Origin of the sequence: Levilactobacillus muriae (assembly GCF_045862015.1) — a bacterium.
Taxonomy (GTDB): Bacteria; Bacillota; Bacilli; order Lactobacillales; family Lactobacillaceae; genus Levilactobacillus; species Levilactobacillus muriae.
Genome location: NZ_BAAFRU010000003.1, coordinates 192,611 through 218,162, shown reverse-complemented (window position 1 = coordinate 218,162; position 25,552 = coordinate 192,611). Strand labels below are relative to the sequence as shown.

Sequence of the window (25,552 nt, the reverse complement as noted above, 5' to 3'; positions counted from 1 at the left end):
GGCATACACCTTATAAATTTAGTCTAGCAGTCTCACTTTAATTTTCAAATCTTTCTTAGTGAGGTACTGTTTAGTGTACACGAAATTTTGAAATATATTTATTTACAGAGCTTGACTAAACGTAGGAAAGTAGTCTGGGGCACCCCAGACTACTTTTGTATCTCCAAAATTAAATTACTGAAACGTGTGACAATAGGCAGCTGACTCCGCTTAAAACTGATAGCCAGCTAACCGCCTTTCATTCCACTCGCCTTTTTTGAACGCAAAATTAGTTTTCGTCACTAGCTGGATCATCTTCCTTAGCCGCACGCTTCTCAGCATTGCGGTAGAAGATCCAGGCCACGGCACCGAAGAAGATGGGGCCGATGATCGTCCAGAAGGCGGTCTTGTAGTCAGCAGCCATGATTGGTTGGAGACAAGTGAAGACAATTCCGGCAATCAAGACGAGCAGCACGATCCCCACGATAATGTTGGTGAAGACCTTGTTCTTGTAAACGACGAATGGCCGTTCCAGATCAGTCCGCTTCTTGAAGAATGGGAAGGCGCCAATCAAGAAGAGGTAAGGTGCTGAGGTGGAAACGTTGGCCATGTTGGTCAGGATTTGGTAGAATTCCTTGGCTGCGGAACCCCCGAAGGAGACGAAGAAGATGAAGACAGCAACCACTGTGGCTTGAATCCACATGGAGTAGGCTGGCACGCCAGCCTTGTTGAGACGCGTCATCTTTTTAGGCCACAGCTTGGGTGAAGACCCCATGATGAAGGACTTCAGTGGCGAGTAGACCAAGACGAAGAAGGATCCCAGATAAGCCATGAACATACTCAACCCAGTCAACCGGGCCAAGATATTCCCAATCAACACGGAAGTACCGTGAGAGAGGTTCATTGCGTGTCCCATGACCAGCCCTAAGTTATTCATCAGAACATAGGTGATGTTCCCCAAGTTCACAGAACCGCCACCCAAGACCTCATGCCAGTTGGCGCTGACCCCCCAGAGGAAGATCGACACGGAGTAGGCAATTGTGATGGTAATCGTGGAAATGATCAACCCTTTAGGGAAAGTCTTTTCCGGTTTATCCATGCTATCCGTGATGCCCCCCATAGATTCCATGCCGGCGTAAGCAAAGACGGCGTAGATCACGAATGACAGCAGGGCCATCGGTGACTGGAATTGTGGGTTAGGTGAAGCGATGAAGCTGTGCAGACCGTTAACGGGTTCTGCGAGTTGGCCCTTGTTCAAGATCCAGATTAAAATGCTGGCGATGAAGAACAAGATGGTCAGGCCCATCACGAAGATGCCCCCCAATGAGGAAATCTTAGCGATGGAGCTAACCCCACGCGTTGCAAAGAAGGTGACGGAGAGAATCCAGACGATTCCCAAGATCCCGATTGTTTGCGTGGAGCTTAGACCGAGGATCCCCCAGGTCTGCGTTTGGTCGCTCCCGGAGATCAAGGTTGACAGTGGAATCCAAACCTTGGTCGAGGTCGACAACATCCAAATGATCCAAGATGACAACCAGATGAAAGTCCCAATGAAGGCCATCTTTTCACCAATAGATTCGGCCAGCCAGGAGTAGATTCCCCCCTTAGCTTCCTTAAAGGTTGACCCGTATTCCGCCAACATCAAGGCACTTGGCAGGAAGAAGAACAGGGCGGCTAAAACGTACCAGATAATGCTGGCATATCCCATTTGGTCATAGGCGACAGTTCCGTTAGCGAAACCGTAGATGGCCGAAAAAATCATTAAGATCAGACTGAAGAGTCCAATCTTCTTTTGCTTTTCCATTAGATTAATATCTCCCATTTATGTGGTGCGGACTAGGTCAGCTAGCCCGGGCCGTGTTATAAGTTCAGGTCCTGGTGGTAATTGAGGGGCCCAAGGTCGGTGGCCTGCGTGATCAAGGTCGCCGCCAGCTCGCGGTAACGCCGAATTCCCAATGCGGCGTTCTCGTTGGCTTGTTGCGTTAAGTACTGATTCAGTTCGGTGCCGGACAGTTGTTGACCGACGACATCGGCATGTTGCACGGCCTGTTTAAAGGCAATCCGGAGTTCCTTTTGCACGGCGCTAACCGTGGGCCAGGCTGACTGATAGTGGGCATCTAAGAGGACACTGACCAGCTTATAGACCCAGTAAGCGGAATCCGCATCGTAGGTCGCCTTACCCAAGTGGTAGGCGGTTGGCGTGCTCTCGATACCGGCATAGAACGGCACGTAGACACTCTGCGCTCCAACGCCCATAGCGAGCCATTGGATGCCAGCGAACGCGGGATCCATATTAGGCCGTAGTTGTAAGACGTGAGATTCCTGCGTCTTGGCGAGACTGACTGGTCGGAACCGTTTGCGTTCATCTGGTGTACCGGCACCGACGGGATCGTAAGGGGTACCTTCGAAGTGACTGCTGAGGTAACCCTGCGCGTCATCGATAGTCAACAGGTGGTCGGCGTACTGAATAAAGGGTAAGTCAAATGATTGTGGATCCTGTGCGACTTCTGGATTGAAGCAACGTTGGCCATACCAGACGCGCGGCGTGTTATAGTACAGATCCGATTGATCTTGGGTTCCGAAGATGTTGCGCCAACAGAAGCGGTCGCGATCGGGATTCAAGTGGTTGGTCGTCACAAACTCACGCAAATGACGCGCAAACATAAAGTTCTCGTGATCCTTGAAGTCAATATCCTGAATGGCCATTTGATTGGCAACGACCGCATAGCCGTTATCCGGAATGCGTTGGGCGACCCAGTAGTGGCCGGCCCCCGTTTCCAAGTACCAGGCTTCCTGTTGGTCGGCGAACAAAATGCCGTTGGATTCGCTGGTTCCGTAATGCTCAACGATTTGGCCGAGCAGGGCAACCCCGTCTCTAGCAGACTTGACGTATGGTAGGACCACTGTGATCATGGCTTCCTCACCGATCCCGTCTTTGACCAGTGGATCGGCACCCAGTACCCGTTCATTCGAATAGGTACTTTCGGTGGCACTCATCGCCACGCCAAATTCATTGATCCCGTCCTCTTCAAACAGACCGTACTTGTCGGTCCACTCGGGAGTGGCGGTGTACTTGGCAGCGGACTGGGGCAGTGGCATGGTGAAGCCGTTGTCCGTGCTGACAAACGGTTGGGGCGTCGTGGCTGTCGCGGCGGGGTGGACGATGAAGTGTTTGGGCCAAGCGGCCTTAGCGTCTTCATTTCGACCGATCATGACTGACCCATCCGTGGAAGCCTGCGCACCAATTAAAATACTCGTACAAGCGGAATAATTCATGGGAGCGCTCCTTTCTATATATAATGAATAAATTCTCGTTACTATTCTATCATTTTTAAGGATTAACCGGGCCAATTTCTGGATATTTTTAATTATTTTACACGATTTTCTCATGAAAATAAATATTTATACAATTTGATGCTTACGTTAGGCCCGGATATTGCGGTAGTTGTGGGGGCTAAAGACTGATAGGGTGGCTGTGCTAGGGCTAGCTAAGTCGCAAGAGTTGTGGTTAAATGGTGAAAACGACTGACGACTGAAAGGCGTGAAGATGAGAATTATGTTAGAAAATAATCGGCGTGAAGTGGGCAAACACCTCTTAATTTTGCTTGGATCGGCTATAATCACGGCCATTGCATTAAATGAATTCTTAGTTCCTGGTAAGATTTTCAGTGCAGGGATCAACGGGATTTCTCAGATTATTGCCACGTTATTGGTGGCGGTCGGGATTCACCTGAGTACCGGGTGGTTCATCTTGCTGTTTAACATTCCAATCGGTTTGTTGGGCTGGTTCAAGGTAGGCCGGGGCTTCACCATCTATTCCATTGCGGTGGCAATTCTCACCTCGGTGCTAGCCATTGTGATTCCGGTCAATAACATCTCAAATAATTCACTGTTGGCAGCGCTGTTCGGGGGTATCCTGACCGGTGTTGGCGTGGCTTACCCGTTGAAAAATGGCTTCTCGACTGGGGGGATGGATATCATTGCCGTCGTCCTGGAGAAGACCACAGGGCGGACGATTGGGACCCTCATGATGATGATCAACTCGGGGATTGTTATTGTCGCCGGCTTCCTCTTTGGGTGGGAGAGCGCGTTATACACGATTATTTCCATTTATGCAATGTCGCGGGTCGTCGATAGTATTCACACGCGTCACCAAAAGCTGACCGCTTTCATTGTGACGTCGGAACAGGACGCCGTTATCTCAGAACTTAATAAAACTCTCATCCGCGGTATCACAGCCATCCCATCATTCGGGGCCTACACGCGACAGTCGAGTACGGTACTGATGACCGTTATTTCGCGGTATGAACTTTATGCATTGGAACGGGCGGTCAAGGAAGTTGATCCCCAGGCCTTCGTCAACCTGGTCAACACCGTCGATATTGAAGGGAATTTCTACAATGAGACGGAACAGTTGAAGTTGCGGGAGAAGACAACGGAAAAGTAGGTCGCGCAAGGGGTTTCGGCGTGTTATGATAGTAGCTAAATAGACTTTTCAATAAGACGTAATCATATAGGGTGAGTGAGGATGCAAGCAGAACTGGAATTTGAAAACCGATTGATCGATTATTTAACGAACATTGGTGGCTCTAAGCAGTGGCAGTACATGCCGAATATTAAGACGACTGCCGCTCTGTGGCAGAACTTCAAGCTTATTTTGGAACGCAACAATCAGGAAAAATTAGACCAGCCACTGAGTGACAACGAATTTGCACAAGTTAAAAAACAAATTGATGATTTAAAAACGCCGTACCAAGCGGGAAAATTTTTATATGGTTTAAATGGCGTGTCCCAAGTAGAAATCGATACTGATGCTGGGGAACACGTTTTTTTGACGGTCTTTGATCAAGCGTTTGTTGGTGCTGGGGGAACGGTCTATCAAGTTGTCAGCCAGATTGAACGTCCAGCCAAGTTGGCAAACTGCAAGGATCGGCGCTTCGATACAACACTTTTGATTAATGGATTGCCAATCATTCAGATTGAAGAGAAGACGGCTGCTCGTAACGTCAAGGAAGCCTTGAATCAAATGCAGCAGTATATCCATGAAGGTCAGTTCTCAGATATTTATTCAACCGTTCAAATTTTAGTGGGGATGACCCCAGACGATACGCGGTACATGGCCAATACAACTGAGGATAAGTTCAATCTGGACTTTGCCTTTCATTGGCAACGTGAAGACAATAATCAACCTGTTATGGCATGGCGGGATTTCATGAACCGCATGCTATCGATTCCGATGGCTCATCAGATGGCGACAAGCTACATGATTCTGGATGGAACCAAGCACCGACAGATGTTAAAGGTGATGCGGCCCTACCAGGTTTACGCAACGCGCCGGGTCATTGAAAAAATCAAACGGTCGCGCTTTGAACTGGATAGTCAAAAACTAGGGTATATCTGGCACACGACGGGCTCTGGAAAAACAATCAGTAGCTTTAAGACGGCTTGGCTGGCTTCACGGTTACCAAACGTGGATAAAGTGGTCTTCCTAGTTGACCGAATCGCGCTAACACAGCAAACAGCTGACAATTATTCGGCATATGATCCAGATACTAATGATGAGAATAAAGATGGGATTATTTTTGATACAGCCAACGTGAATGTCCTGGCCCGCAAGTTACGACAGCATGGCGGGATTATCGTGACGTCGATTCAGAAATTAGATCGGTTGGTTCAGCGGCAAAGCTTTAAGCGGCCTGAGCAAAATATTGTGTTTATTGTCGATGAGGCTCACCGTTCAACGGCGGGAGACATGCTTCAACGAGCAAAGGACGGCTTTCCCCATGGGGCATGGGTCGGTTATACGGGTACGCCACGGTTTGATGGCATTACGACGCAGGAGATCTTTGGGGATCTTTTGCACGCCTATACAATTCGTGAGGCGATTGCGGATCGTAATGTTCTGGGCTTTAAGGTCGATTTCAACACGACCTTATCTGAAGATGTCCTGAAGACGCAGTACCTACCGCAGTTCTATCAGCGCGAGCATCCCGACTGGACGACGGAAAAAATCAAGTATAAGATTGATCATCTGTCTCGTGAGGACATGGACGATACTGTTAATTCAGGCGTCTACGATGACAATGAAGATCACGTAAAACTCGTGGTCGATGATATTTTAAACAAGTGGCGAAACCGTTCTGTTAGTGGCCGGTATAGTGCGTTACTGACCACGCACGTTGGTGGTCGCAAGGCTTCTTCACCGATGGCTATGAAGTACTTTGACGAATTTCAACGGCGTAATGCAGTGGCTGATGGCGACCACCAACTGAAGGTGGCTGTGACCTTTAGTCAAGACAATTCAAATGGTGACAACATGTTAGGAACCAACACTGGGCTGCATCGGGCAATGACGGTCTACAATCACCTGTTCGGGACGGCCTTTGGTGATGACAATGTTCGAGGGTATACCGAAGATGTTGTCTCACGGTTGAACCGGACCGTTAGTAATGATCCAGCTGACTATCTAGACATTGTCATTGTGATTGATCAGTTGCTGACGGGATTCGATGCGCCACATTTGAATACGTTGTACGTTGACCGGACAATGCAAGGGGCCAACTTAATTCAGGCTTATTCTCGGACTAATCGGATTCAGGATATGCAGCACAAGCCATACGGTCGAATTGTTAATTATCGATGGCCAGCACAGGCTGAGAAACTGATGAATGATGCACTGAAGGTCTATGCGGATCCGAATTCAGCGGATATTCCAATCGATTTGTTGCCGGGGATTACTGAGGAGACTGGGGCTGACGAAGGCACGGGGGTTGTTGCGCCAACGTTTGAAGAAACCAAAGACTCAACAAAAAAAGTTTTGGACCAATTAGCTGATCTGACGGATGATTATCAACAGATTCCTCGAGGAACAGCCGAGCAACAACAGGCATTCCAACTTTTGAAGCAGTATAACCACCAGGTTGCGCTACTCAAACAAGATGATCAGTACAATTATGATGAACCCAATGCCTTGTTGTCAGAGATTGGCATTAGCGAGGCCCAGGAAATTAGATTGACCTCTACAATTGCTAACGAACTTGAGGATCATTTAAAGTGCATCGACAGTGGCGATGATAGCGTGATCTACAGTGACTTTAAGCTGGAGATGGAACACGTTAATGAAGTTGAAGTGGACTACGATTATCTGGAAGAACTCATCGCGCAGTTCCTGAACGAAACAAATGCGGGTGAAGCTGAGGCTGCTGAAAAGAGTTACCACCGAATCAATGATTTAGCTGACCAGTTGGAAGATCGACAGTATGGGAAGCAAATCAAACGGATGACGACTGATGTTCACAATAATCAAATGGCATCTGACGTGGTTAAGTCATATCCAGTTAAGGCCAACGATGTTAAGGGTATCTTAGATGAACACAACAAGCGCAGTCGGCGAGCTGCTATCGTCGAGTTCCGGACAAAGTGGGGGCTGGTCGATGCTGAAGGGGTTCGCGACTGGATCAATTCAGCGTTAGATCGTCACGTGGTCGGTAACGATGATTTAAACGAGAATAATGAAGTCACCAATATCATTACCGGAGGGCAAAAGTACTACAAAGCTGATGCCCTTGATGAAGATATTCGGCAATTATCAAAGATTAAATACCGTAATGAGCTGCGCAACGAGTTCAGTAAGTTTGCGGATCAAATCAATCAAGAATTTAAGGAGCCATTATGAGCAAGAGAGAAGAAGCACAGGACATCACATCACAGCTATGGGCCATGGCCAATGATTTAAGAGGGAACATGGATGCCAGTGAATTTCGAAATTATATTTTAGGTTTCATGTTCTACCGGTACTTGTCGGAACATCAGGAGATGCACTGGGAACGCTCAGGGCTCTTTGATTTAGCAAATGGGGGCTCAGTAAACGATGCCTATGTAAAGGTTCCTGAGGACGAAATTAAGGACTATCTTGAGGATGCTGCCAGCGAGCTAGGCTACGCTATTGCACCGCAATTTACATGGCGGACGATTACTGAAAAAGTCCAGGATAGCAAGATCAAGCCGTCTGACTTTCAAGACATGCTCGATGATTTCAATCAAAATGCGCAGATTAACCCCAACTCTCAACAGGATTTCCGGGGGATCTTCAACGACGTTAACTTGGGGAATTCACGGTTAGGAAACAGCACGGTCTCGCGGGCGCAAGCGTTGAGCCGAATCGTCAAATTAGTCGATGAGTTCAACTACAACGACGAGAGTGGTCACGATATTTTAGGCGATGTCTACGAATACCTGATTGCCAAGTTTGCTGGGAATTCCGGGAAAAAGGCCGGGGAATTCTATACACCACATGAGGTTTCAAAGGTCTTGGCACGGTTGGTCACCATCGACTTTAAGGCCGGTGACTCACAGTTTACCGTTTATGATCCAACGATGGGGTCTGGGTCGCTCCTACTGACGGTTCAAGAAGCCTTGAGTGAAGCTGGATTCCATGACCGGGTGCACTTTCACGGGCAGGAATTGAATACGACGACATTTAACTTGGCGCGGATGAACTTGATGATGCATGGCGTGGATTATCAGAACATGGACTTGCGGAATGCGGATACGCTGGAGATGGATTGGCCAGATGGCGCTGACGCGGATGGTGTGGACCACCCGCGGAACTTTGATGCGGTGGTTGCTAACCCGCCGTATTCCAGTAAGTGGGATAACAATGCCAATAAATTGAAGGATCCGCGTTTCAAGGATTATGGAAAATTGGCACCGGCCTCAAAGGCGGACTTTGCTTTCTTACTTCATGGACTCTATCACTTAGCAGATCAAGGACGCATGGCAATTGTCTTGCCACACGGGGTGTTATTCCGTGGGGCAGCGGAGGGCACGATTCGGCAGGCATTGATTGAAAAGAACTATCTGGATGCTGTAATTGGGATGCCAGCTAAGCTGTTCTATTCCACGTCAATTCCGACAACGATTCTGGTCTTCTCGAAGCACAAGCCAACTAAGGATATCTTCTTTATCGATGCGTCAGCGCACTTCGAAAAGGGCAAAAACCAAAATATCCTACGAGACGAAGATATTGATAAGATTATTGAGACCTATAAGACGCGTCAGGATGTCGAGAAGTATGCGCACGTGGCGACGTTGGATGAGATTAAAGAAAACGAATTCAACTTAAATATTCCGCGTTACGTGGATACGTTTGAAGAAGAGCCACCCGTTGATGTCGATAAGCTGGTGGCAGATATTAAGGATACGAACAGTCAGATCAAGACCTTACAGTCTGATTTGGGTGATATGTTAGATGATTTAGTCGGTCAGGATGCTGTCGCTCAACAGCAGCTTGAGGCCATTAAGAGGATTTTGAGATGATGGATGATAAAAAGAAAATGGTGCCGCGGATTCGGTTTCGAGGGTTTGAGGATGCTTGGGAGCAGCGTAAGTTGAAATCATTTGGACAAGTATTGATGAACAAAAGGATATTTAAACAAGAAACATCAGAAAATGGGGAAATTCCGTTTTATAAAATTGGGACGTTTGGGAAAAAAGCAGATGCATTTATTAGTAAGGAACTGTTCAACACGTATAAGAAAAAATATCCTTATCCAAAAGTTGGCGATATTTTAATATCAGCAGCAGGGACACTTGGACGAACCATTGAGTATCAGGGAGAAGATGCTTATTATCAAGATTCAAATATAGTTTGGTTCAATCATGACGAAAATTTGTTGAATTCATTTTTGAAGTTCTTTTATCAAACATTATCATGGAATAAGTCAGAAGGAAGTACTATAAAAAGACTGTACAACAAAGATATCCTCAACCTTTGGATAACAGTGCCAACAGTTGAGGAACAAGCTAAAGTAGGATTACTACTCAAAAGGTTGGACAACCTTATCGTTGCCAATGAGAAAAAGGGACAGCAGTTAAAAAGCTTGAAGAAGTTGTTCATGGAAAAGATATTTTCTCGAAGTTGGAGATTCAAAGGATTCAGTGACCCTTGGGAGCAGCGTAAATGTTTTGAGGTAGAAAGATTTGTTTAGAAATACATCAAATCTGAAAGGAAAATTATGAAAGACAAAAACATAATTATGCCCAACATACGATTTAATAAATTTAAAGATTCTTGGAATACGCAGCAATTGTTGAGCCTGGTACAACACGTAAAATCATATACTATTACACGAGAAAAAGAAGAATTCAGTGGAAGTACTGAATATATTCATTATGGTGATATACACCGTTTTAAGAGATCAATTATAACAAAGACATTAACCCTGCCCACAATACGAGAAGGTTCCTATCAAGCTCTCAAAAATGGTGATATAGTGCTTGCGGATGCATCTGAAGATTTTAAAGAAATCGCCAAACCGATGGTGCTATTTGACACTTCTGGAAGGAAGATAGTCGCTGGCCTTCACACGATAGCATTAAGACCAGTTTCAATAAATTCGTTGTTTCTGTACTATTTGCTGGATACGAGTAAATTTCACTGGTTTACTCGTAAAACTGGAACTGGATTAAAAGTTTTTGGAATATCGGCTAAAAATCTTTTGAAATTTTCGGCTAATGTACCAACACTAGAAGAACAGAAAAGAATATCGTTAGTTATTTTGAAAGTAGATAACCTTATCACTCTTAATGAGAATAAGATTTCTGATATAAAAAAGCTTAAAAAAGTAGTATTGCAAATTACTTTTAATCAATCATGGAGATTTAATGGTTTTACGCTTCCTTGGGAGCAGCGTAAGTTAGGTGACATAAGCAGCATTTTCGATGGAACTCATCAAACTCCAAACTACCAAAGTAGGGGGATACCATTTTTAAGTGTAGAGAATATAAGCACTTTAAACACAAACAAATTTATCTCAGAAAAAGATTTTGAAAATAATTTTAAAGAATTCCCTCAACCGGGGGATATCCTAATGACAAGGATTGGCGACGTCGGAACCCCTCAATTAATTAATTACACAGGAAAAGTAGCCTACTATGTCAGCTTAGCGTTAATAAAACCACGAATTGATTCAAGTTTCTTGAAATATAGAATTGAATCGGCTGGGTTCCAGAAAGAATTATGGAAGCGAACCTTGCATGTGGCCTTTCCAAAGAAAATAAATAAGAAAGACATTGGAAAAATTCCGGTAACATTTCCTAAAAAGTGTGAACAGGTAAAGATTGGCCGTATCTTTATGAATTTAGATAACCTTATCGTTGCCAATGAGAAAAAGTTAGACCAACTCAAACAATTGAAGAAATATTTGATGCAAAATATGTTTGTTTAATTAATTTTGGGAACGTTACGTCTATCACTCGTGATGGGTGAAAGGTCACTTAAGAATCAATTCGTATTGCTCGCTTTTTGAATAATATTTCAGGTATAAATAAGTTATTTAACATCGTGATGTTTAGATAGCTTATTTATTTTGGGGAGGAATTCAAAATGACTAATGATACTAGATTTTGTCAGTATTTCAAGCAGTGGATGGAACTCTATAAGTGTGGGGCTGTGCGACCCGTGACGTATCAAAAATATGAAATGACGCATAAACAACTGGCAATGTTAGCACCTAATCTAATGTTGCATGACCTAACGCGATTAACTTACCAGCAATTACTGAATGATTACGCTGAAACCCATGAGAGACAGACCACAATGGATTTTCACCGGCATCTCAAGAGCTCCTTGTTAGATGCGTTGGAAGAGGGCCTGATTGCTCGTGATCCAACGCGTAAGGCTATTATTAAAGGAACCGCTCATCAGCAACATAAAATTAAGTATCTCAATCAGTATGAACTGCAAGCATTGTTGAATGAGTTAGAACTGGAAGGTGAGGTTAACTGGGACTATTTCATTCTATTGATTGCCAAGACTGGTCTTCGATTTGCCGAAGCTCTAGGAGTTACACCAGATTCATTCGATTTTGCTCATCAAACTTTGACGATTGATAAGACTTGGGACTATAAGTCTAAGGTTGGTGGATTTGCCCCAACAAAAAATGAATCATCAGTTCGTAAGATTCCTTTGGATTGGCAAACGGTTATTCAATTCTCCCAGTTGACTAAGCACTTACCATCGGATAAACCCATCTTTGTTAAAGGCCAGGTTTATAATGATACGGTCAATCATTATCTGGAGCGTTTATGCAAGCATGCTCAAGTTCCAATAATTTCGGTGCACGGTCTCAGACATACCCATGCGTCATTACTTTTGTATGCTGGTGTAAGTATTGCTTCGGTGGCTCGAAGATTAGGCCATTCGAATATGACAACGACACAGCAAACTTATATTCATATTATTCAGGAATTGGAAAATCAGGATAACGATAAGGTGATGAAACATTTGGCGAGTCTTATCTAAAGTATTCAAAATTAATTAAAGAAGTAGGAGAGAATTGTACTGATCTGATTAATGCAATTTTTTATTGTCGTTCATTGGCAACGATAAGGTTATCAAGTAACTGTGATGCTTTTCCAATTTTTATTTGTTCGTTTCCCTCAGTAGGAATATTAAATAATGTAGTGGAAACAATACTCCAATCAGACCTTGGCATTTTTGTTCCAGAAGTGATATTCGCAATATTTTGGTACCTATTACTTTGTATTAGTGCATAAACAAAACGAGAAGAAAATCCATCATTTGTTCGCAAAACCCAAAAATCGCCAATTGCTATGCCATTGAATTTGGCAAACCACCAATTGTTTAAGTAAGGGCGTAACTTTCCGTAGAGAATATCTTCTTTTTCAAATTTTATGCCCTCTCGAGAATCCGTATAACCATGTCTTACATTTCTCAATCTTCCCGAATTAGGAATAATATTAGCATATTCGATATGCTGAAGTTTCGTATCATTACCATGGTCAGTAACTCTGGTAGCGATTGAATTTAACTTACGCTGCTCCCAGGTAAGAGGTGCTTATTGCTTAGAAAATCAGGTCATGCTTGGGAGCAGCGTAAGTTAGGGGCACTTGCTGAGATAGTAAGAGGGGCCTCACCTCGTCCAATTAAAGATCCTAGATGGTTTGACGATAGTTCAAGTATTGGATGGCTTAGAATATCGGATGTGACTAATCAGAACGGAAGAATTCATTATTTATTACAAAGACTTTCTGCGGAAGGGCAGTCAAAAACTAGAGTCCTTCATGAACCACATTTGCTCCTTAGCATTGCAGCTACAGTTGGCAAGCCAGTTATTAATTATGTCGAGACTGGTGTGCATGATGGATTCCTAATTTTTCTAAATCCAAAATTCAATTTGGAATTTTTGTTTCAGTGGCTAGAATTTGTTCGTCCAACTTGGAAAAAGTATGGTCAACCAGAGAGTCAGATAAACTTGAATTCTGACTTAGTTCGAAACAAGAAAATATCAATTCCAACTCATGCAGAACAAGGAAAAATTGCTTTCGTTCTAAATGGGTTGGATAACCTTATCGTTGCCAATGAACGTAACCCATATCAACCGAAATGGAATGTTGAAAGATGTGCAGGACTATCCTTTAGCAAAATGTTATGAATAATATTCAGATTTAATTAATGAAACATCTTCAAAATATCGATTATTTAATGCAAAATAGTTTGGAAAACAACCGAGAAGTTACTGGTTAGAGCAAGATTAAAGAAAATCCAATTATAAAGGAATTTCCTGTATATTAATACAACAAGTCTCTGTCAATATCACCCAATCGTCAGAATTTAGTTTCGTCAATCAAATAATCAATAGTGCCCAACAATCATCATCAACCACAAACGATATTTCGCCGTAAATTCTTGTCGCTTACCGCATTAACCGGTATAATAGCCATATTCATACAGAGAAGGGAACGAAAATAATGCCAATTGTTAACATTGATTTGATTGCGGGCCGTTCACAAGCCCAACTCAAGGCTTTAGTTCAAGACGTGACGTCTGCTGTGACCAAGAACACCGGTGCACCAGCCGAACACGTTCACGTCATCTTGCGCGAAATGCAACCCGACCGTTACGGTGTGGCCGGCGTTTTGAAGAGCGACGAAAAGTAGGCAAAATTTCCAAAATCTTATAAACCGCCACCAACCCCGATATTCTCGTCTTGGTGGCGGTTTCATTTACAAAAACATTTGGCGCGGCGAGTACTTTTCGGTATACTAGTAGCAAGTGTGACATCACGGTGGATCTAGGCCGGCTAAGAATGAATGAATGGAGAGTCTATGACAATGAATGATCAACAATACATGATGGCAATTGACGAAGGGACGACGAGTACCCGGGCTATTTTATTCGACCGGCACGGCCAAATTGCTGGACAAGCACAGCGGGAATTTCACCAGTACTTTCCCCAGCCAGGTTGGGTCGAACACGATGCCAATGAAATCTGGAATGCGGTGCAATCCGTCATCTCCGACGCGCTGATCGATTCCGACGTGCAACCTTACAAGGTGCGGGGAATCGGAATCACCAATCAGCGGGAAACCACGATTATCTGGGACAAGAGGACTGGCGAACCCATCTACCATGCGGTTGTTTGGCAGTCCAAGCAAACCAGTGATTTGGCCGACCAACTGAAGACGGACGGGTATACCGATGCCATTCACGACAAGACCGGATTAGTCGTCGACTCCTACTTCTCTGCCACCAAGATTCGTTGGATCTTAGACCACGTTGAAGGGGCCCAGGAGCGCGCTGAACGTGGCGAACTGCTCTTCGGGACCATTGACACGTGGATTCTCTGGAAGCTGACAGGCGGCCGGGTACACGCCACGGACTATACCAACGCCAGTCGGACCATGTTGTACAACATTCATGAGTTGAAGTGGGACGATGACATCTTGAACTGGATGAACATTCCGGCCGCCATGTTACCCGAAGTCCGCTCATCCTCTGAAATTTACGGCTACACCGCTGGGTACACATTCTCTGGGGTCCAAGTGCCAATTGCCGGAATCGCTGGGGACCAACAGGCCGCTTTATTTGGTCAGACGGCCTTTGACAAAGGGATGGTCAAGAACACTTATGGGACTGGGGCCTTCATCGTCATGAATACCGGTGAAGAACCCACCTTGTCCCATAACGGCCTGTTGACCACGATTGCTTACGGTTTAAACGGTAAGGTGACCTACGCGCTGGAGGGGTCGATCTTCGTGGCCGGTTCCGCGGTGCAGTGGTTGCGTGACGGGATGCGGTTCTTCGAGCACGCCGGCGAATCCGAAAAGATGGCGGTCGATGCTAAGACTACTGGGAACGTCTACGTAGTGCCTGCCTTTACCGGGTTGGGTGCACCCTACTGGAATCAGGAAACGCGGGGTGCCGTCTTCGGCCTGACTCGTGGGACCACGCGTGAACAGTTCGTACGGGCAACGGTGGAAGCCATTGCTTACCAGACACGAGACGTTGTGGACACCATGACCAACGAGACCGGGTTGGATATTCAATCCCTGAGTGTCGATGGTGGGGCGGCCAATAATAATTTCTTGATGCAATTCCAAGCAGATATCTTGGATACACCAATTAAGCGGGCAGCCATCAACGAAACAACCGCGCTGGGGGCCGCTTACCTGGCCGGCCTAGCCGTTGGCTTCTGGCCTGATATGGATGCTATCCGGCAGATGCACGCCTTGCGGGATGAGTTTACCCCACACATGGCGGCTGACAAACGGGAAAAATGTTACAAAGGCTGGCAGGCCGCTATCAAGGCGACCCAAGCCTTCGAAGATTAAGTGATTGCTTCGCTACCATTAGCCCGCGTTGGCTGGTGGTAGTTTTTGGTTAGGAGGAGAGCGGCATGGCAATCGACTATTTACCGGTGATCAACACGCATTTCACCTTGTTTGGCGGTCACCAGGAGACGGTTCCCGCCGGGTGGCAGTGGCCGGCCGAGGAACATCCGGCCTTTGAGTTCATGTATATCTTGAAGGGCCGGCAACGAACGATTACGGAGACGGGGGAGCTGGTTCTGCAAGCTGGAGAGCTTACGATTATTCCGATCGAAACTCGTCATGCCAATTATGCACTGGACCATCGGGCGATGACTTATTTTTGCATGCACTTTAACTTGGATGATCCAGCACTGCGCTATCTCTTGATTCGTGAGTATGCCGGACGGATTATCACGCCACATGATGCGGTGTATCCACGCCTGAAGACGCAGGCCGAGCAACTCATGGCCATGATTGGCCCGAACTATAGTCTGGCTGATCAGCTCGACCTTCAAGTTGGTGTGATTGATCTCATCATGACGTTGGTTAGGGATCTGAAGGCGGCTGGAAAATTCGCCCCACAAGCGGCCGATATCGATCAGTTTATGCTGTGTCATCAGTTGGCCAGTGATCTCAAGGAACAGCTGGACTATCAGGTATACCATGCTGCAGAGCCACAACAGCCTTCCGTTACCCGAATCATTGCCGGGCGGAACATCTCGCAAAGTTATGCGCTAAAATTATTCCAGAAATATTATCATGAGTCACCACAGCAGTACTTGATTAACTTGAAATTAGCGACCGCTAAGGAATTGTTACGTCAGCCACGGGCACGAATCAATTTGGTTTCGGCGAAGCTGGCGTACACCGCGCCCAGCCATTTTACTCGGGAATTTAAGAAACATTTCGGGCAAACACCTCGAGATTATTTGCGAGAGTTAAAAACGAAATAGTACGAATTAAGGATAGTTCTATACGAATTATCCTCTTTTTTGACACTTTATTTCGGATAGAATAGGTCTTGTAAGCGCTTCATCAACCCTTGACGAAGGATTTGAACGATTTGTATGAGATTATTGGGAACTGCTCACAATAGTTGATCATGCTCTCTCAAAATAATTAAGGAGTGTTTTATATGGCTGATATTGTCATGAATCCGACGCAAGCAAAGAAGATGCCGAAACGTTTAGCGTGGGGGTTGTTAATTGGGTGTGTGAGCTGGATGGGTCCTTACTCAGGGATGAACGGGACTTTGTTGCCTGCTAAAATTGGCATGTTGGATCCCATTAATAAGGTTAAGCTGGTGGCGACTTTTGCGGCTATTGCCATGATTGTGGCGATGTTTGCTAACTTAGTTGAAGGGGCTTTATCTGACAGAACTCGCTCGCGATTCGGCAAACGAAAACCTTGGATTATCGGCGGAACGATCGGTAGTGTTCTGATGTTTTTCGTATTATCTTGGTCGCCAACGATTCCCATCCTCTTGATGACTTGGACAATCTATCAATTAACACTCAATGCCATTGTTGCACCTATGGTTGCGATTATTGCAGATGCCATTGATCCTAAGTATCGTGGGACCGTTTCCTCATTTTACGGTATTGGGATGTCCATTGGTGCCTATGGTTCAGGGGTGGTGGCCTCACAATTTCTGGGCAAGGTAAACATTGGAATCTGGGTGTTTGCCCTCGTACAGGTTGTCTTGACGGTAATTGCCATGATTCTAATCAAAGAACCTTCAAGTGCCAATGAACCTAAAGTGTCCCTAAAGGGGAGAGAGTTGTTGGCATCGTTTGCGTTTCCCCTAAAGAACGCGGGCGACTTTTATCTAGCACTATTAGGAAAGTTCCTCATGATGGTGGGTTCCTACATGATTACGGGTTATCAGCTCTACATTTTGACGGACTACATGCGATTGAGTCAATCCACCACCTCACGGATGGTTGCGATAATCTCGATGATCCTGATGACCACGGCCATTGTATTTGGTGCCGTCTCAGGGCCACTGGCCGATAAGATTGGCCGACTGAAGGCACCCGTTGCCCTGGCAACCTTAATGATTGCGATTGCGGGCCTTTTCCCGTTCTTTGATGCGGCACCGTGGACAATGCTGGTATACGCTGTCCTATCTGGGATTGGCAATGGCGCCTATCTAGCGGTTGATCAAGCCTTAAACATTGCAGTGTTACCTAATCCTAAAACGGCAGCCAAGGACTTGGGTGTTATGAACTTGTCCGCAACTTTGGGCCAAATTATGGGACCCGTTACGGCTGGTGCCGTTATTTCATTAGCTGGGTATCGTCTCATCTTCCCAGTCATGGCTGTTATTTGTATTATTGGTTGCGTCATGATTATGTGTATTAAAAAGGTTAAGTAAAGGAGTGGGCGAACATGACTGAAATTAAAGGTGTTAACTTAGGCGGCTGGCTAGTTCTGGAAAAGTGGATGTCACCACATTTATTTGATGACGTCCCAAGTGACGATGAATATTACCTGGCTCAGGACTTACCGACGGCCGTGTATGAAACCAGAATTAAAATGCATCGGGCAGAATTCATCACAGAGGCTGACTTTATCACAATTGCTAATCGGGGATTTAATGCTGTCAGAATTCCAGTGCCCTATTTTATCTTTGGAGATCGACCACCGTTTGTGGGGTGTGTCCAAGATCTAGACCACGCTTTTGCTTGGGCGGAGGCCTATGGGCTGCAGATCTTAATTGATCTACATACGGTTCCAGGTAGCCAAAATGGGTTTGATAACGGTGGGATCTCCGGTGTGTGCACATGGGCACAGCAACCGCAAGAAGTCGATTTTGCACTGAGTGTTTTGCAACGTTTAGCCCAACGGTATGGTCATCGCTCAGGGTTACTAGGCATTGAAGTCCTGAATGAACCGGCAACAAAGACGATGTTTCAGTCGATGTCGATCCGGTATAAAGCGCGGAACCCCAAGTTGGCAGAAAAAAGTAAACCGATTACACTAGACTTCTTGTATGATTTCTATTTGAAGGCCTATAATAGTTTGCGTAAAGATTTGCCCGTTGATAAGGCAATTTACTTTCATGATGGTTTTGAGTTTGAGGCTTGGCATGACTTCTTCGCAACTAATTCCTTTGAGAATGTGGTTCTCGATACCCATCAATACCTAATGATGGCCGAGCTATCCGGAACTCCCCAAAGTGTGACGGACTACGTTGAAGTTATGCGGGACTTTGGAAAAAGACTTGCAGTAGTTGCCCAAGAAGTTCCCGTCGTTACTGGCGAATTCTCACTATTCAACTCCTACACGGCTGGGATTGATACGAAGGGTGGCGTTAACCCTACGCAGGAGGAGATGGTTGGAACCGTTCATCACCTAAGCCAGGAACAGTTGATTAAAGACTATCAGAAGCTATGGCGGGCGCAGGTTAACGCTTGGAATAATGGCAGCGGTTACTTCTTCTGGACTTATAAGCTCAATATCGACACCATTAACGAGCCAGCGTGGTACGGCTGGGACTCTTGGAGTGCCAGTCGTGCCTTGGATCAACATTGGATTGATCCGAAAGATTTGTAAAAAGGAGCGTGTCATTTATGACTGAAATTCAAAACCCAATCCTACCCGGCTTCACCCCCGATCCTTCGATCCTGCGTGTCGGCGAGGATTACTACATTGCGACGTCAACGTTTCACTGGAACCCCGGTATTCAGGTCTACCATTCTAAGGACTTGGCCAACTGGGAGTTGATCGCGCATCCACTGGCTGATGTGCCAGAGGTTGATCTGCGAGGAACTATGACGCCCGGTGGTATTTGGGCACCCGACCTGTCCTACGATGAGCAGACCAAATTATTCTGGATGACTTATAGCAAAATGAATAATCAAGACGGCCGGATGTTTGATGCCGATAACTATACTATGTCGGCCGAGTCGATTACGGGACCTTGGAGCAAGCCCATTTATCTCAATTCCATTGGCTTTGATCCCTCATTGTTCCATGACGATGATGGCCGTAAGTGGGTCGTCACGTTGGAGTGGGAGACACGGCTGGGCTATCAACATCCCGGGGCAATCGTGCTGGAAGAATTTGATCCCAAGCAAGGTAAACTAATCGGTGATCCTGTCCGCATCACACGTGGTGGCACCGATCGCGGGGCCCAGGAAGCACCGCACCTGTACAAGCACGACGGGGTCTACTACCTGATGACGGCGGAAGGTGGCACCGGCTATGGACATGCGGTCGTCTTGCAACGATCCCAGAACATCGCGGGGCCGTACGAATCCGATCCACAGAACCCTATCATCACGTCGACGCCGTACTACTATTACCGGCGTAATGACCCTGACGCCGGGCGCCCGGATCTGTATAATCCAGATGCACCGCTACAAAAGGCGGGTCACGGGTCGCTGGTATCTACCCAGACGGGCGAATGGTACGTTGCCCATTTGTCAGCGCGGCCGCTACCCGGACTTCATTCTATTTTAGGTCGGGAAACGTCGCTGCAGAAGATGGCCTGGACGACTGATGGCTGGTTGCGGATGGCTGATGGCAGTAACTTAGCCAAAGCCACGACACCGGGGATGACCGGCGTTGAACTGGCACACGCCCAGCGGCCATTTACGCTGATCGACGATTTTGGCAAATCAACGCTGGACCTGCACTGGCTAACACCATACGGTCGGCCAAGTAAAGACTGGCTCACGTTGCAAGACCAGGGCTTGCGGATGCGTGGGCGCCAGTCGTTCTTCTCGCGGATGGATGTTTCCTTGATGGCCACGGCGGTCACTGGATTCCACGAGACGGTTACGACCAAGCTAAAATTCAAGCCAATTCATTTTTCACAATCGGCAGGGCTAGTCCTCTACTACGACAACCACAACTGGCTGTTTGAACGGTTGAGCTATGACGAACGCAACGACCAAACGGTGCTGGACGTGGTTCAGGCCAAGAATGGGGAACGGACCGAACTCGAACCGATTAAAATACCAGTAGCCAGCTCGGCCGCCGAACTCCGGGTCACGACGGATGACGCGCAGGTCCAGTTCTCCTGGCGTGAAGACGTCAATGCAAAGTGGGCACCAGTTGGCAAGCCCGTCGATATTAGTTATCTGTCCGATGAGGATGTCGATGGCTTCACGGGACTGATGGTTGGTATCGGGGCTTGGGATGCCTATCGACGCGAATCATACGCTGACTTCGGCTGGTTTATGACCGAAACGCAGGGGTAATCGTGGATAATGACTAAACACGGCACGTCTTGTCGCAGCCATCGACTTACCGGTCGGCAGATATGGGCTGGTCTGAGGCAACGTGGATTATGCCTATAGAAACGTTATCGTTTTATGCTTAACCCCTAACAACCACCTGAAATTCACTAATCTAGCCGTGATCATTTCCACTGTCGCAAGAGTAAGGCGAGTATTTTGGTTTTCAGCCCTTAGTTATCCAATTTTAGTGCTAGAGTTCTTGTTGAAATAGGTGTGATTGACCACAAAAAATGTAAACTTACAGTAAATCCACAGATTGAAAGCCTTATTAGGAGAGAACATGCTCTTTTAATAAGGCTTTTTGCTATATACAATTCATCGATTTAGATAAATATTTTGTGGATCAAAGCCGATTTTTTTGAAATTTAGCTGATTTTGAGACAATATAGCTTAAATATTAGAACTGGCTGATTTTAGAATGCCGTTTTAATGGTCATATGTAGGATACAACAATTTTTAAAAGATTATTTCTCAAAAATAGTGAGACTAATTTTGCGATTTTTACATTAGTAATAGTATAGGGGTATTTAGACGGGGAAGGATGTCCTTAAAAGTGCACAACGCTTGTGATAGAAATTAGACACGTGACTAGTAAGAGATCGGCAACTTGTAGCCAAATTCCATGTGGGGGCAAATAAGTGAGATTCATAATTATTTGCGTTAAAATCAACTTAACTAAGGAGGAATCAGCGATGGCAGTGTTTACAGATGAACAGAAATTACAGATTCTCACGGACTTGGTGGCCATTCGATCGGTTAACGATCATGAAGTTGAGGTGGCAACCTATCTTCAGCAATTGTTAGGTAAGCATGGTATTCAGGCACAACTCATTCCCTTAAGTGACTCGCGGGCCAATTTGATTGCGGAAATTGGTTCCGGGCATCCAGTGCTTGGGGTCTCCGGCCACATGGATGTGGTGGATCCAGGCGACATTACCGCTTGGCAATCCGATCCATTTCAGGTTACCGCGCGTGCCGGAAAGCTTTACGGTCGTGGCATTACCGACATGAAGGCGGGACTCGCAGCACTGGTCATCGCGATGATTACGCTTCATGCGGCCGGACAGCCCACTAAAGGCACGATCCGACTGATGGCAACCGTGGGCGAAGAAGTTGGCGAGACCGGCTCTGAGGCCTTTTACGAGGCAGGCAATATGGATGACGTCGATGGCCTGCTCATTGGGGAACCGACCGGCTATCACATCTTCTCCGCACACAAGGGATCCATGGACGTTAAGTTGGTCTCGCAAGGGAAGACCGCGCACAGTTCAATGCCAGAACTGGGGCAAAATGCGATTGATCCACTGTTGTCGTTGTTAGGTCAGGCAAACGAGGCCTTTCGGAAGACCGACCGCGCAAACGCTGCACTTGGGAAACTAACCTTTAATACGACCGTCTTCAACGGTGGCGACCAGGTCAACTCGATTCCGGGGGCGGCCACGGCGGAAATGAATATTCGGACGATTCCCGAATTCGATAATGCCACGGTTACACAGGTCTTGCAACAACTTGTGACGCAGGAAAACGAACAAGGTGGTCACGTCACGATGGATATTTACATGTCGCAGTCACCCGTCGAGGAGCCTAAGGATAATGTGCTGAGTGACTTGGCAGCCACCATTGGGGCGACTTACGCCGGGGAACCCGTGCCAAAGTTGGCGTTGCCGGCAGTTACCGATGCCTCCAACCTGTTAAAGGATAAGGGTCACAATTATCCATTTATCGTCTTCGGTCCCGGTAATGAGACAGCACACCAGGTTGATGAGTATGTGGACCAACAGATGTACCTGGACTTCACGGCACTCTATCAAAAGTTAATGACGTCGTACCTTGGGGATTAGTCGAAAATTACCACCTGCGGCTACCAGAAATTCCGGCTGCTGTGGGGACCGCCCGCGGCCTGAGAAGCGGTCCTCCGGCTCGGTTTGAAGCCTGACACAAAGCATCAGTCTCCAAACGCGTCCCACGTTGTAAGCTGGTTCCCAGCTAACACCGTCGACACAGCTACCTACATCTCTGGCCGCCTCCGGTTAGGATTTGTTCTTTAACCTGATATTGCGGGCCCAAATGTTTGCGTTACTCTTGCGACAGGTGGAATTATCACGGCTAAATTAGTAAAAAACAGATGCGCTCCAGATCGAAAAAAACGCGTGAGCTCCCAATCGAGTTCACGCGTTTCCTATCATGGTTATTCAGCTAATTTGAGATAGTCTTGCAGGTAGTCGGCCAGGCCATCGTGATCGTTGTCACGGGCAGTCATGTCGTTAGCCAAGGACTTGATCGGTTCAGTGGCGTTTTGCATGGCTACGCCCCAACCGGCGTAGTCGATCATTGCGGCATCGTTGTGTTCGTCGCCAAAGGCAATGATGTTTTTCCGATCAATCTGGTAATGGTGAGCCAATGCTTCAACACCGGTCGCCTTCTGAACGCCCTTGACGCCTAGTTCAACTACGGCGTTAGGACCGCCCCACGGTGCTGCGTCCACAACATCGTCAAAGTTGTGTCGCAGGTAGCTCAACAGGTGGTCCTCGTGGCTGCGGTCAACGGCAACCGTTAGACTGATGGGATTTTGCTGAAGTGTCTTTTGATTTAAAATTTCGTTGGACTGGAGCACCGTCGGAAAGAAACCGACTTCGACCGGACGATCTCGTACAGCCAGGAAAAGATTCTTTCCTTCGGCAGCAATCATGTTGATGCCCAGTTCGGCACGATGGGCCAAAAGGTCAAAGGCGACATCCTTACTGAACGTGTACTGGTATTCATCATGCCAGTGCTGGTGAGGAATATGGCCCAGACTACCGTTGAAGTTGATCATGGGGCCATCCAGATGTAGATCATCATAAAAATTTGCGGAGATGCGGTTTGGGCGACCCGTCACGATACTGACAATGTGACCGGCCTCGCGCGCCTGAGTCAAAACGGCTTTCGTCTTGGCAGAAATCTGGGCGTCCGCATTTAAAGTGGTACCATCAAGGTCGATGGCGATTAATTTTCGTTCCAACAGAGAACACCTCGCATGTGATATAGAGTCTTTTAAAGACGTAAAGTAACCCTTCCAATGTAACATAAGTTGGCGCGACTTGCATCCATTTCACCTGGCTGTGGGGTAGTGCTGACCGACTGAAACGGGTATAATAGACAGAGTGAATTTGAACGAATAGGCATTATGTATATAGCAAACAAATTAATTGTAAGATGCAAAATGGAGGAATAACGGTGAATTTACCTGAAGACTTTATCTTGAAGTACCGCGACCTATTGGGCTCAGAAGCCGATGACTTTTTAGCGAGTTTTGACACGCCTAGTCTGAGTGGCTACCGGGTCAATCCAGCGCATCATGACTTGCCAGCAAAGTTAACGGCGCCTGAGCAAGTCCCTTACGAACCGCTCGGCCACCTTGGTACGGTTGGCGGACGAACGCTGATGCACCAGAGCGGGGCAGTTTACAGTCAGGAACCCAGCGCGATGTTTGTCGGGGCGACGGCGGCACCACAACCGGGTGAGAAGGTTCTCGATCTGTGTGCCGCTCCTGGTGGGAAGACCACCCATTTGGCTAGCTATCTCCAGGGAACCGGGCTGCTGGTGACCAACGAAATCAACCGAAAACGGGTCAAAGTGCTGGCAGAAAATGTCGAACGCTTTGGCGTGAAGTCTGCTTTAATTTTGAACGAGTCGCCAGACCGTCTAAGCCCCGTATTCCCCGATTATTTTGACAAGGTATTGGTCGATGCGCCGTGTTCTGGCGAAGGGATGTTCCGCAAAGACCCCGATGCCATGTCTTACTGGTCACTCGATTACGTTCAGGATTGTGCGACGCGGCAACGTGAGATCATGACGGAAGCCTTAAAGATGGTGAAGCCTGGTGGCCAGCTGATCTACTCAACGTGTACCTTTGCACCAGAAGAAGACGAACAGATGATGGCCTGGGTGTTGGCTGATTTTCCAGAATTTCACCTCGTGCCGATCAAGAAGGTTGGGGGTGTTGTGGATGCTCGTCCGGAATGGGCAAATGGCAATCCGGAACTGAAGAAGGCGGCGCGGCTGTTTCCACACCTGATGAAGGGTGAAGGGCACTTTGTTGCCAAGCTTGAACGCGATGCTGGCGATGTGCCGGCCATTCACGGTCAAGCAAAGTTGGGGACGCCACTGACGGGTGATCAGCGAAAGCTCTGGCAGTCATTTGCGACAGAAGTCTTGGGACAGAGTACCTTTGATAATCTGGTCACAGTCAAGGATCAATTATTTGCCGTGCCCGCTGGGTTACCCAATCTGAAAAAGTGTCATGTGTTCCGTCCCGGCTTACATCTGGGGACGTTCAAAAAGAACCGCTTCGAGCCAGCCTATGCGTTGGCCTTGGCAAGTGATCCCCAAGACGTCGCGCAAACACTGACTATCAGTACAGATCAGTGGCGAGCCTGGGTTCACGGGGAAACCTTCACGTTGACAGTGGCGCCACAGAAGGGGTGGTATCTGTTAACGTGTGACAGTCAACCGGTTGGGTTTGGTAAGGTTGTTGGCACGACGGTGAAGAACTTTTTCCCTAAGGGGCTCCGCTTTACAGTCTACGATGAAGACTTACAAGATGAATAACCGATAGAGGCAACAATAACTTGAAGGTTTGAAAAATTTGACCACACGATCGACGTGTTAATTAGCTGTTGATCTGGTCTCCGCAGACAACAACTGCGATTTGAGAAAAACTGCAATCT

General features: G+C 46.8%; 19 protein-coding genes. 15 read left to right on the top strand and 4 right to left on the bottom strand.

Annotated elements, in window-relative coordinates:
• Positions 1–268: 268 nt before the first annotated feature.
• Together yjeM and ACKTSF_RS03200 are read right to left on the bottom strand one after the other, a co-directional pair.
• Positions 269–1,783, bottom strand: a complete 1,515-nt coding sequence (gene yjeM, locus ACKTSF_RS03205) for a glutamate/gamma-aminobutyrate family transporter YjeM (protein WP_407886570.1) — start codon at positions 1,781–1,783, stop codon at positions 269–271.
• 56 nt (positions 1,784–1,839) lie between these two features.
• Positions 1,840–3,255, bottom strand: coding sequence for a C69 family dipeptidase (locus ACKTSF_RS03200; RefSeq protein WP_407886568.1), 1,416 nt, complete (start codon positions 3,253–3,255; stop codon positions 1,840–1,842).
• A gap of 280 nt (positions 3,256–3,535) precedes the next feature.
• Here ACKTSF_RS03200 and ACKTSF_RS03195 point away from each other — a divergent pair, with 280 nt between their 5' ends.
• The 6 genes from ACKTSF_RS03195 (at position 3,536) to ACKTSF_RS03170 (ending at position 12,283) form a co-directional block, all read left to right on the top strand.
• Entirely contained in the window at positions 3,536–4,426 is an 891-nt protein-coding gene (locus ACKTSF_RS03195; RefSeq protein ID WP_407886586.1) for a YitT family protein, read from the top strand.
• Positions 4,427–4,507: 81 nt separating this feature from the next.
• Entirely contained in the window at positions 4,508–7,654 is a 3,147-nt protein-coding gene (locus tag ACKTSF_RS03190) for a type I restriction endonuclease subunit R (RefSeq protein ID WP_407886566.1), read from the top strand.
• Positions 7,651–9,297: a type I restriction-modification system subunit M gene (locus ACKTSF_RS03185; RefSeq protein ID WP_407886564.1), complete on the top strand. Its 1,647-nt coding sequence runs from the start codon at positions 7,651–7,653 to the stop codon at positions 9,295–9,297. Before ACKTSF_RS03190 ends, ACKTSF_RS03185 begins: the two co-directional genes overlap by 4 nt.
• Positions 9,294–9,968, top strand: coding sequence for a restriction endonuclease subunit S (locus ACKTSF_RS03180; RefSeq protein WP_407886562.1), 675 nt, complete (start codon positions 9,294–9,296; stop codon positions 9,966–9,968). Before ACKTSF_RS03185 ends, ACKTSF_RS03180 begins: the two co-directional genes overlap by 4 nt.
• 27 nt (positions 9,969–9,995) lie before the next feature.
• The gene (locus ACKTSF_RS03175; RefSeq protein WP_407886560.1) at positions 9,996–11,207 is read left to right on the top strand and encodes a restriction endonuclease subunit S; all 1,212 of its coding nucleotides are present in this window, start codon (positions 9,996–9,998) and stop codon (positions 11,205–11,207) included.
• Between the two features lie 158 nt (positions 11,208–11,365).
• Positions 11,366–12,283: a site-specific integrase gene (locus ACKTSF_RS03170; RefSeq protein ID WP_407886558.1), complete on the top strand. Its 918-nt coding sequence runs from the start codon at positions 11,366–11,368 to the stop codon at positions 12,281–12,283.
• A 61-nt stretch (positions 12,284–12,344) separates the two neighbouring features.
• On the opposite strand, the gene ACKTSF_RS03165 is transcribed toward ACKTSF_RS03170, so the two are convergent.
• Entirely contained in the window at positions 12,345–12,719 is a 375-nt protein-coding gene (locus ACKTSF_RS03165) for a restriction endonuclease subunit S domain-containing protein (RefSeq protein WP_407886556.1), read from the bottom strand.
• A 123-nt stretch (positions 12,720–12,842) separates the two neighbouring features.
• On the opposite strand from ACKTSF_RS03165, the gene ACKTSF_RS03160 reads away from it, so the two are divergent.
• The 8 genes from ACKTSF_RS03160 to ACKTSF_RS03125 all read left to right on the top strand — a co-directional run bounded on the left by ACKTSF_RS03160 (position 12,843) and on the right by ACKTSF_RS03125 (position 22,684).
• Positions 12,843–13,436, top strand: a complete 594-nt coding sequence (locus tag ACKTSF_RS03160; RefSeq protein ID WP_407886554.1) for a restriction endonuclease subunit S — start codon at positions 12,843–12,845, stop codon at positions 13,434–13,436.
• Positions 13,437–13,752: 316 nt separating this feature from the next.
• On the top strand, positions 13,753–13,941 hold the full coding sequence (gene thmT / locus ACKTSF_RS03155; protein ID WP_020090404.1) for a 2-hydroxymuconate tautomerase: 189 nt from the start codon (positions 13,753–13,755) through the stop codon (positions 13,939–13,941).
• A 174-nt stretch (positions 13,942–14,115) separates the two neighbouring features.
• Positions 14,116–15,615 (top strand): glycerol kinase GlpK, encoded by a 1,500-nt coding sequence (gene glpK / locus ACKTSF_RS03150; RefSeq protein WP_407886552.1) that lies wholly within the window; start codon positions 14,116–14,118, stop codon positions 15,613–15,615.
• A gap of 65 nt (positions 15,616–15,680) precedes the next feature.
• Entirely contained in the window at positions 15,681–16,547 is an 867-nt protein-coding gene (locus tag ACKTSF_RS03145; RefSeq protein ID WP_407886550.1) for an AraC family transcriptional regulator, read from the top strand.
• A gap of 182 nt (positions 16,548–16,729) precedes the next feature.
• Complete coding sequence (locus ACKTSF_RS03140) at positions 16,730–17,971, top strand: MFS transporter (RefSeq protein WP_407886549.1); 1,242 nt, start codon at positions 16,730–16,732, stop codon at positions 17,969–17,971.
• A 14-nt stretch (positions 17,972–17,985) separates the two neighbouring features.
• Positions 17,986–19,152, top strand: a complete 1,167-nt coding sequence (locus ACKTSF_RS03135) for a glycoside hydrolase family 5 protein (protein ID WP_407886547.1) — start codon at positions 17,986–17,988, stop codon at positions 19,150–19,152.
• A gap of 17 nt (positions 19,153–19,169) precedes the next feature.
• On the top strand, positions 19,170–20,804 hold the full coding sequence (locus ACKTSF_RS03130; protein ID WP_407886545.1) for a glycoside hydrolase family 43 protein: 1,635 nt from the start codon (positions 19,170–19,172) through the stop codon (positions 20,802–20,804).
• A 731-nt stretch (positions 20,805–21,535) separates the two neighbouring features.
• Positions 21,536–22,684 (top strand): ArgE/DapE family deacylase, encoded by a 1,149-nt coding sequence (locus ACKTSF_RS03125; RefSeq protein ID WP_407886544.1) that lies wholly within the window; start codon positions 21,536–21,538, stop codon positions 22,682–22,684.
• 347 nt (positions 22,685–23,031) lie between these two features.
• On the opposite strand, the gene ACKTSF_RS03120 is transcribed toward ACKTSF_RS03125, so the two are convergent.
• The gene (locus tag ACKTSF_RS03120; protein ID WP_407886542.1) at positions 23,032–23,844 is read right to left on the bottom strand and encodes a Cof-type HAD-IIB family hydrolase; all 813 of its coding nucleotides are present in this window, start codon (positions 23,842–23,844) and stop codon (positions 23,032–23,034) included.
• Positions 23,845–24,059: 215 nt separating this feature from the next.
• Between ACKTSF_RS03120 and ACKTSF_RS03115 the strand changes: the two genes are divergently transcribed.
• Entirely contained in the window at positions 24,060–25,433 is a 1,374-nt protein-coding gene (locus tag ACKTSF_RS03115) for an RsmF rRNA methyltransferase first C-terminal domain-containing protein (protein WP_407886540.1), read from the top strand.
• Positions 25,434–25,552 lie beyond the last annotated feature (119 nt).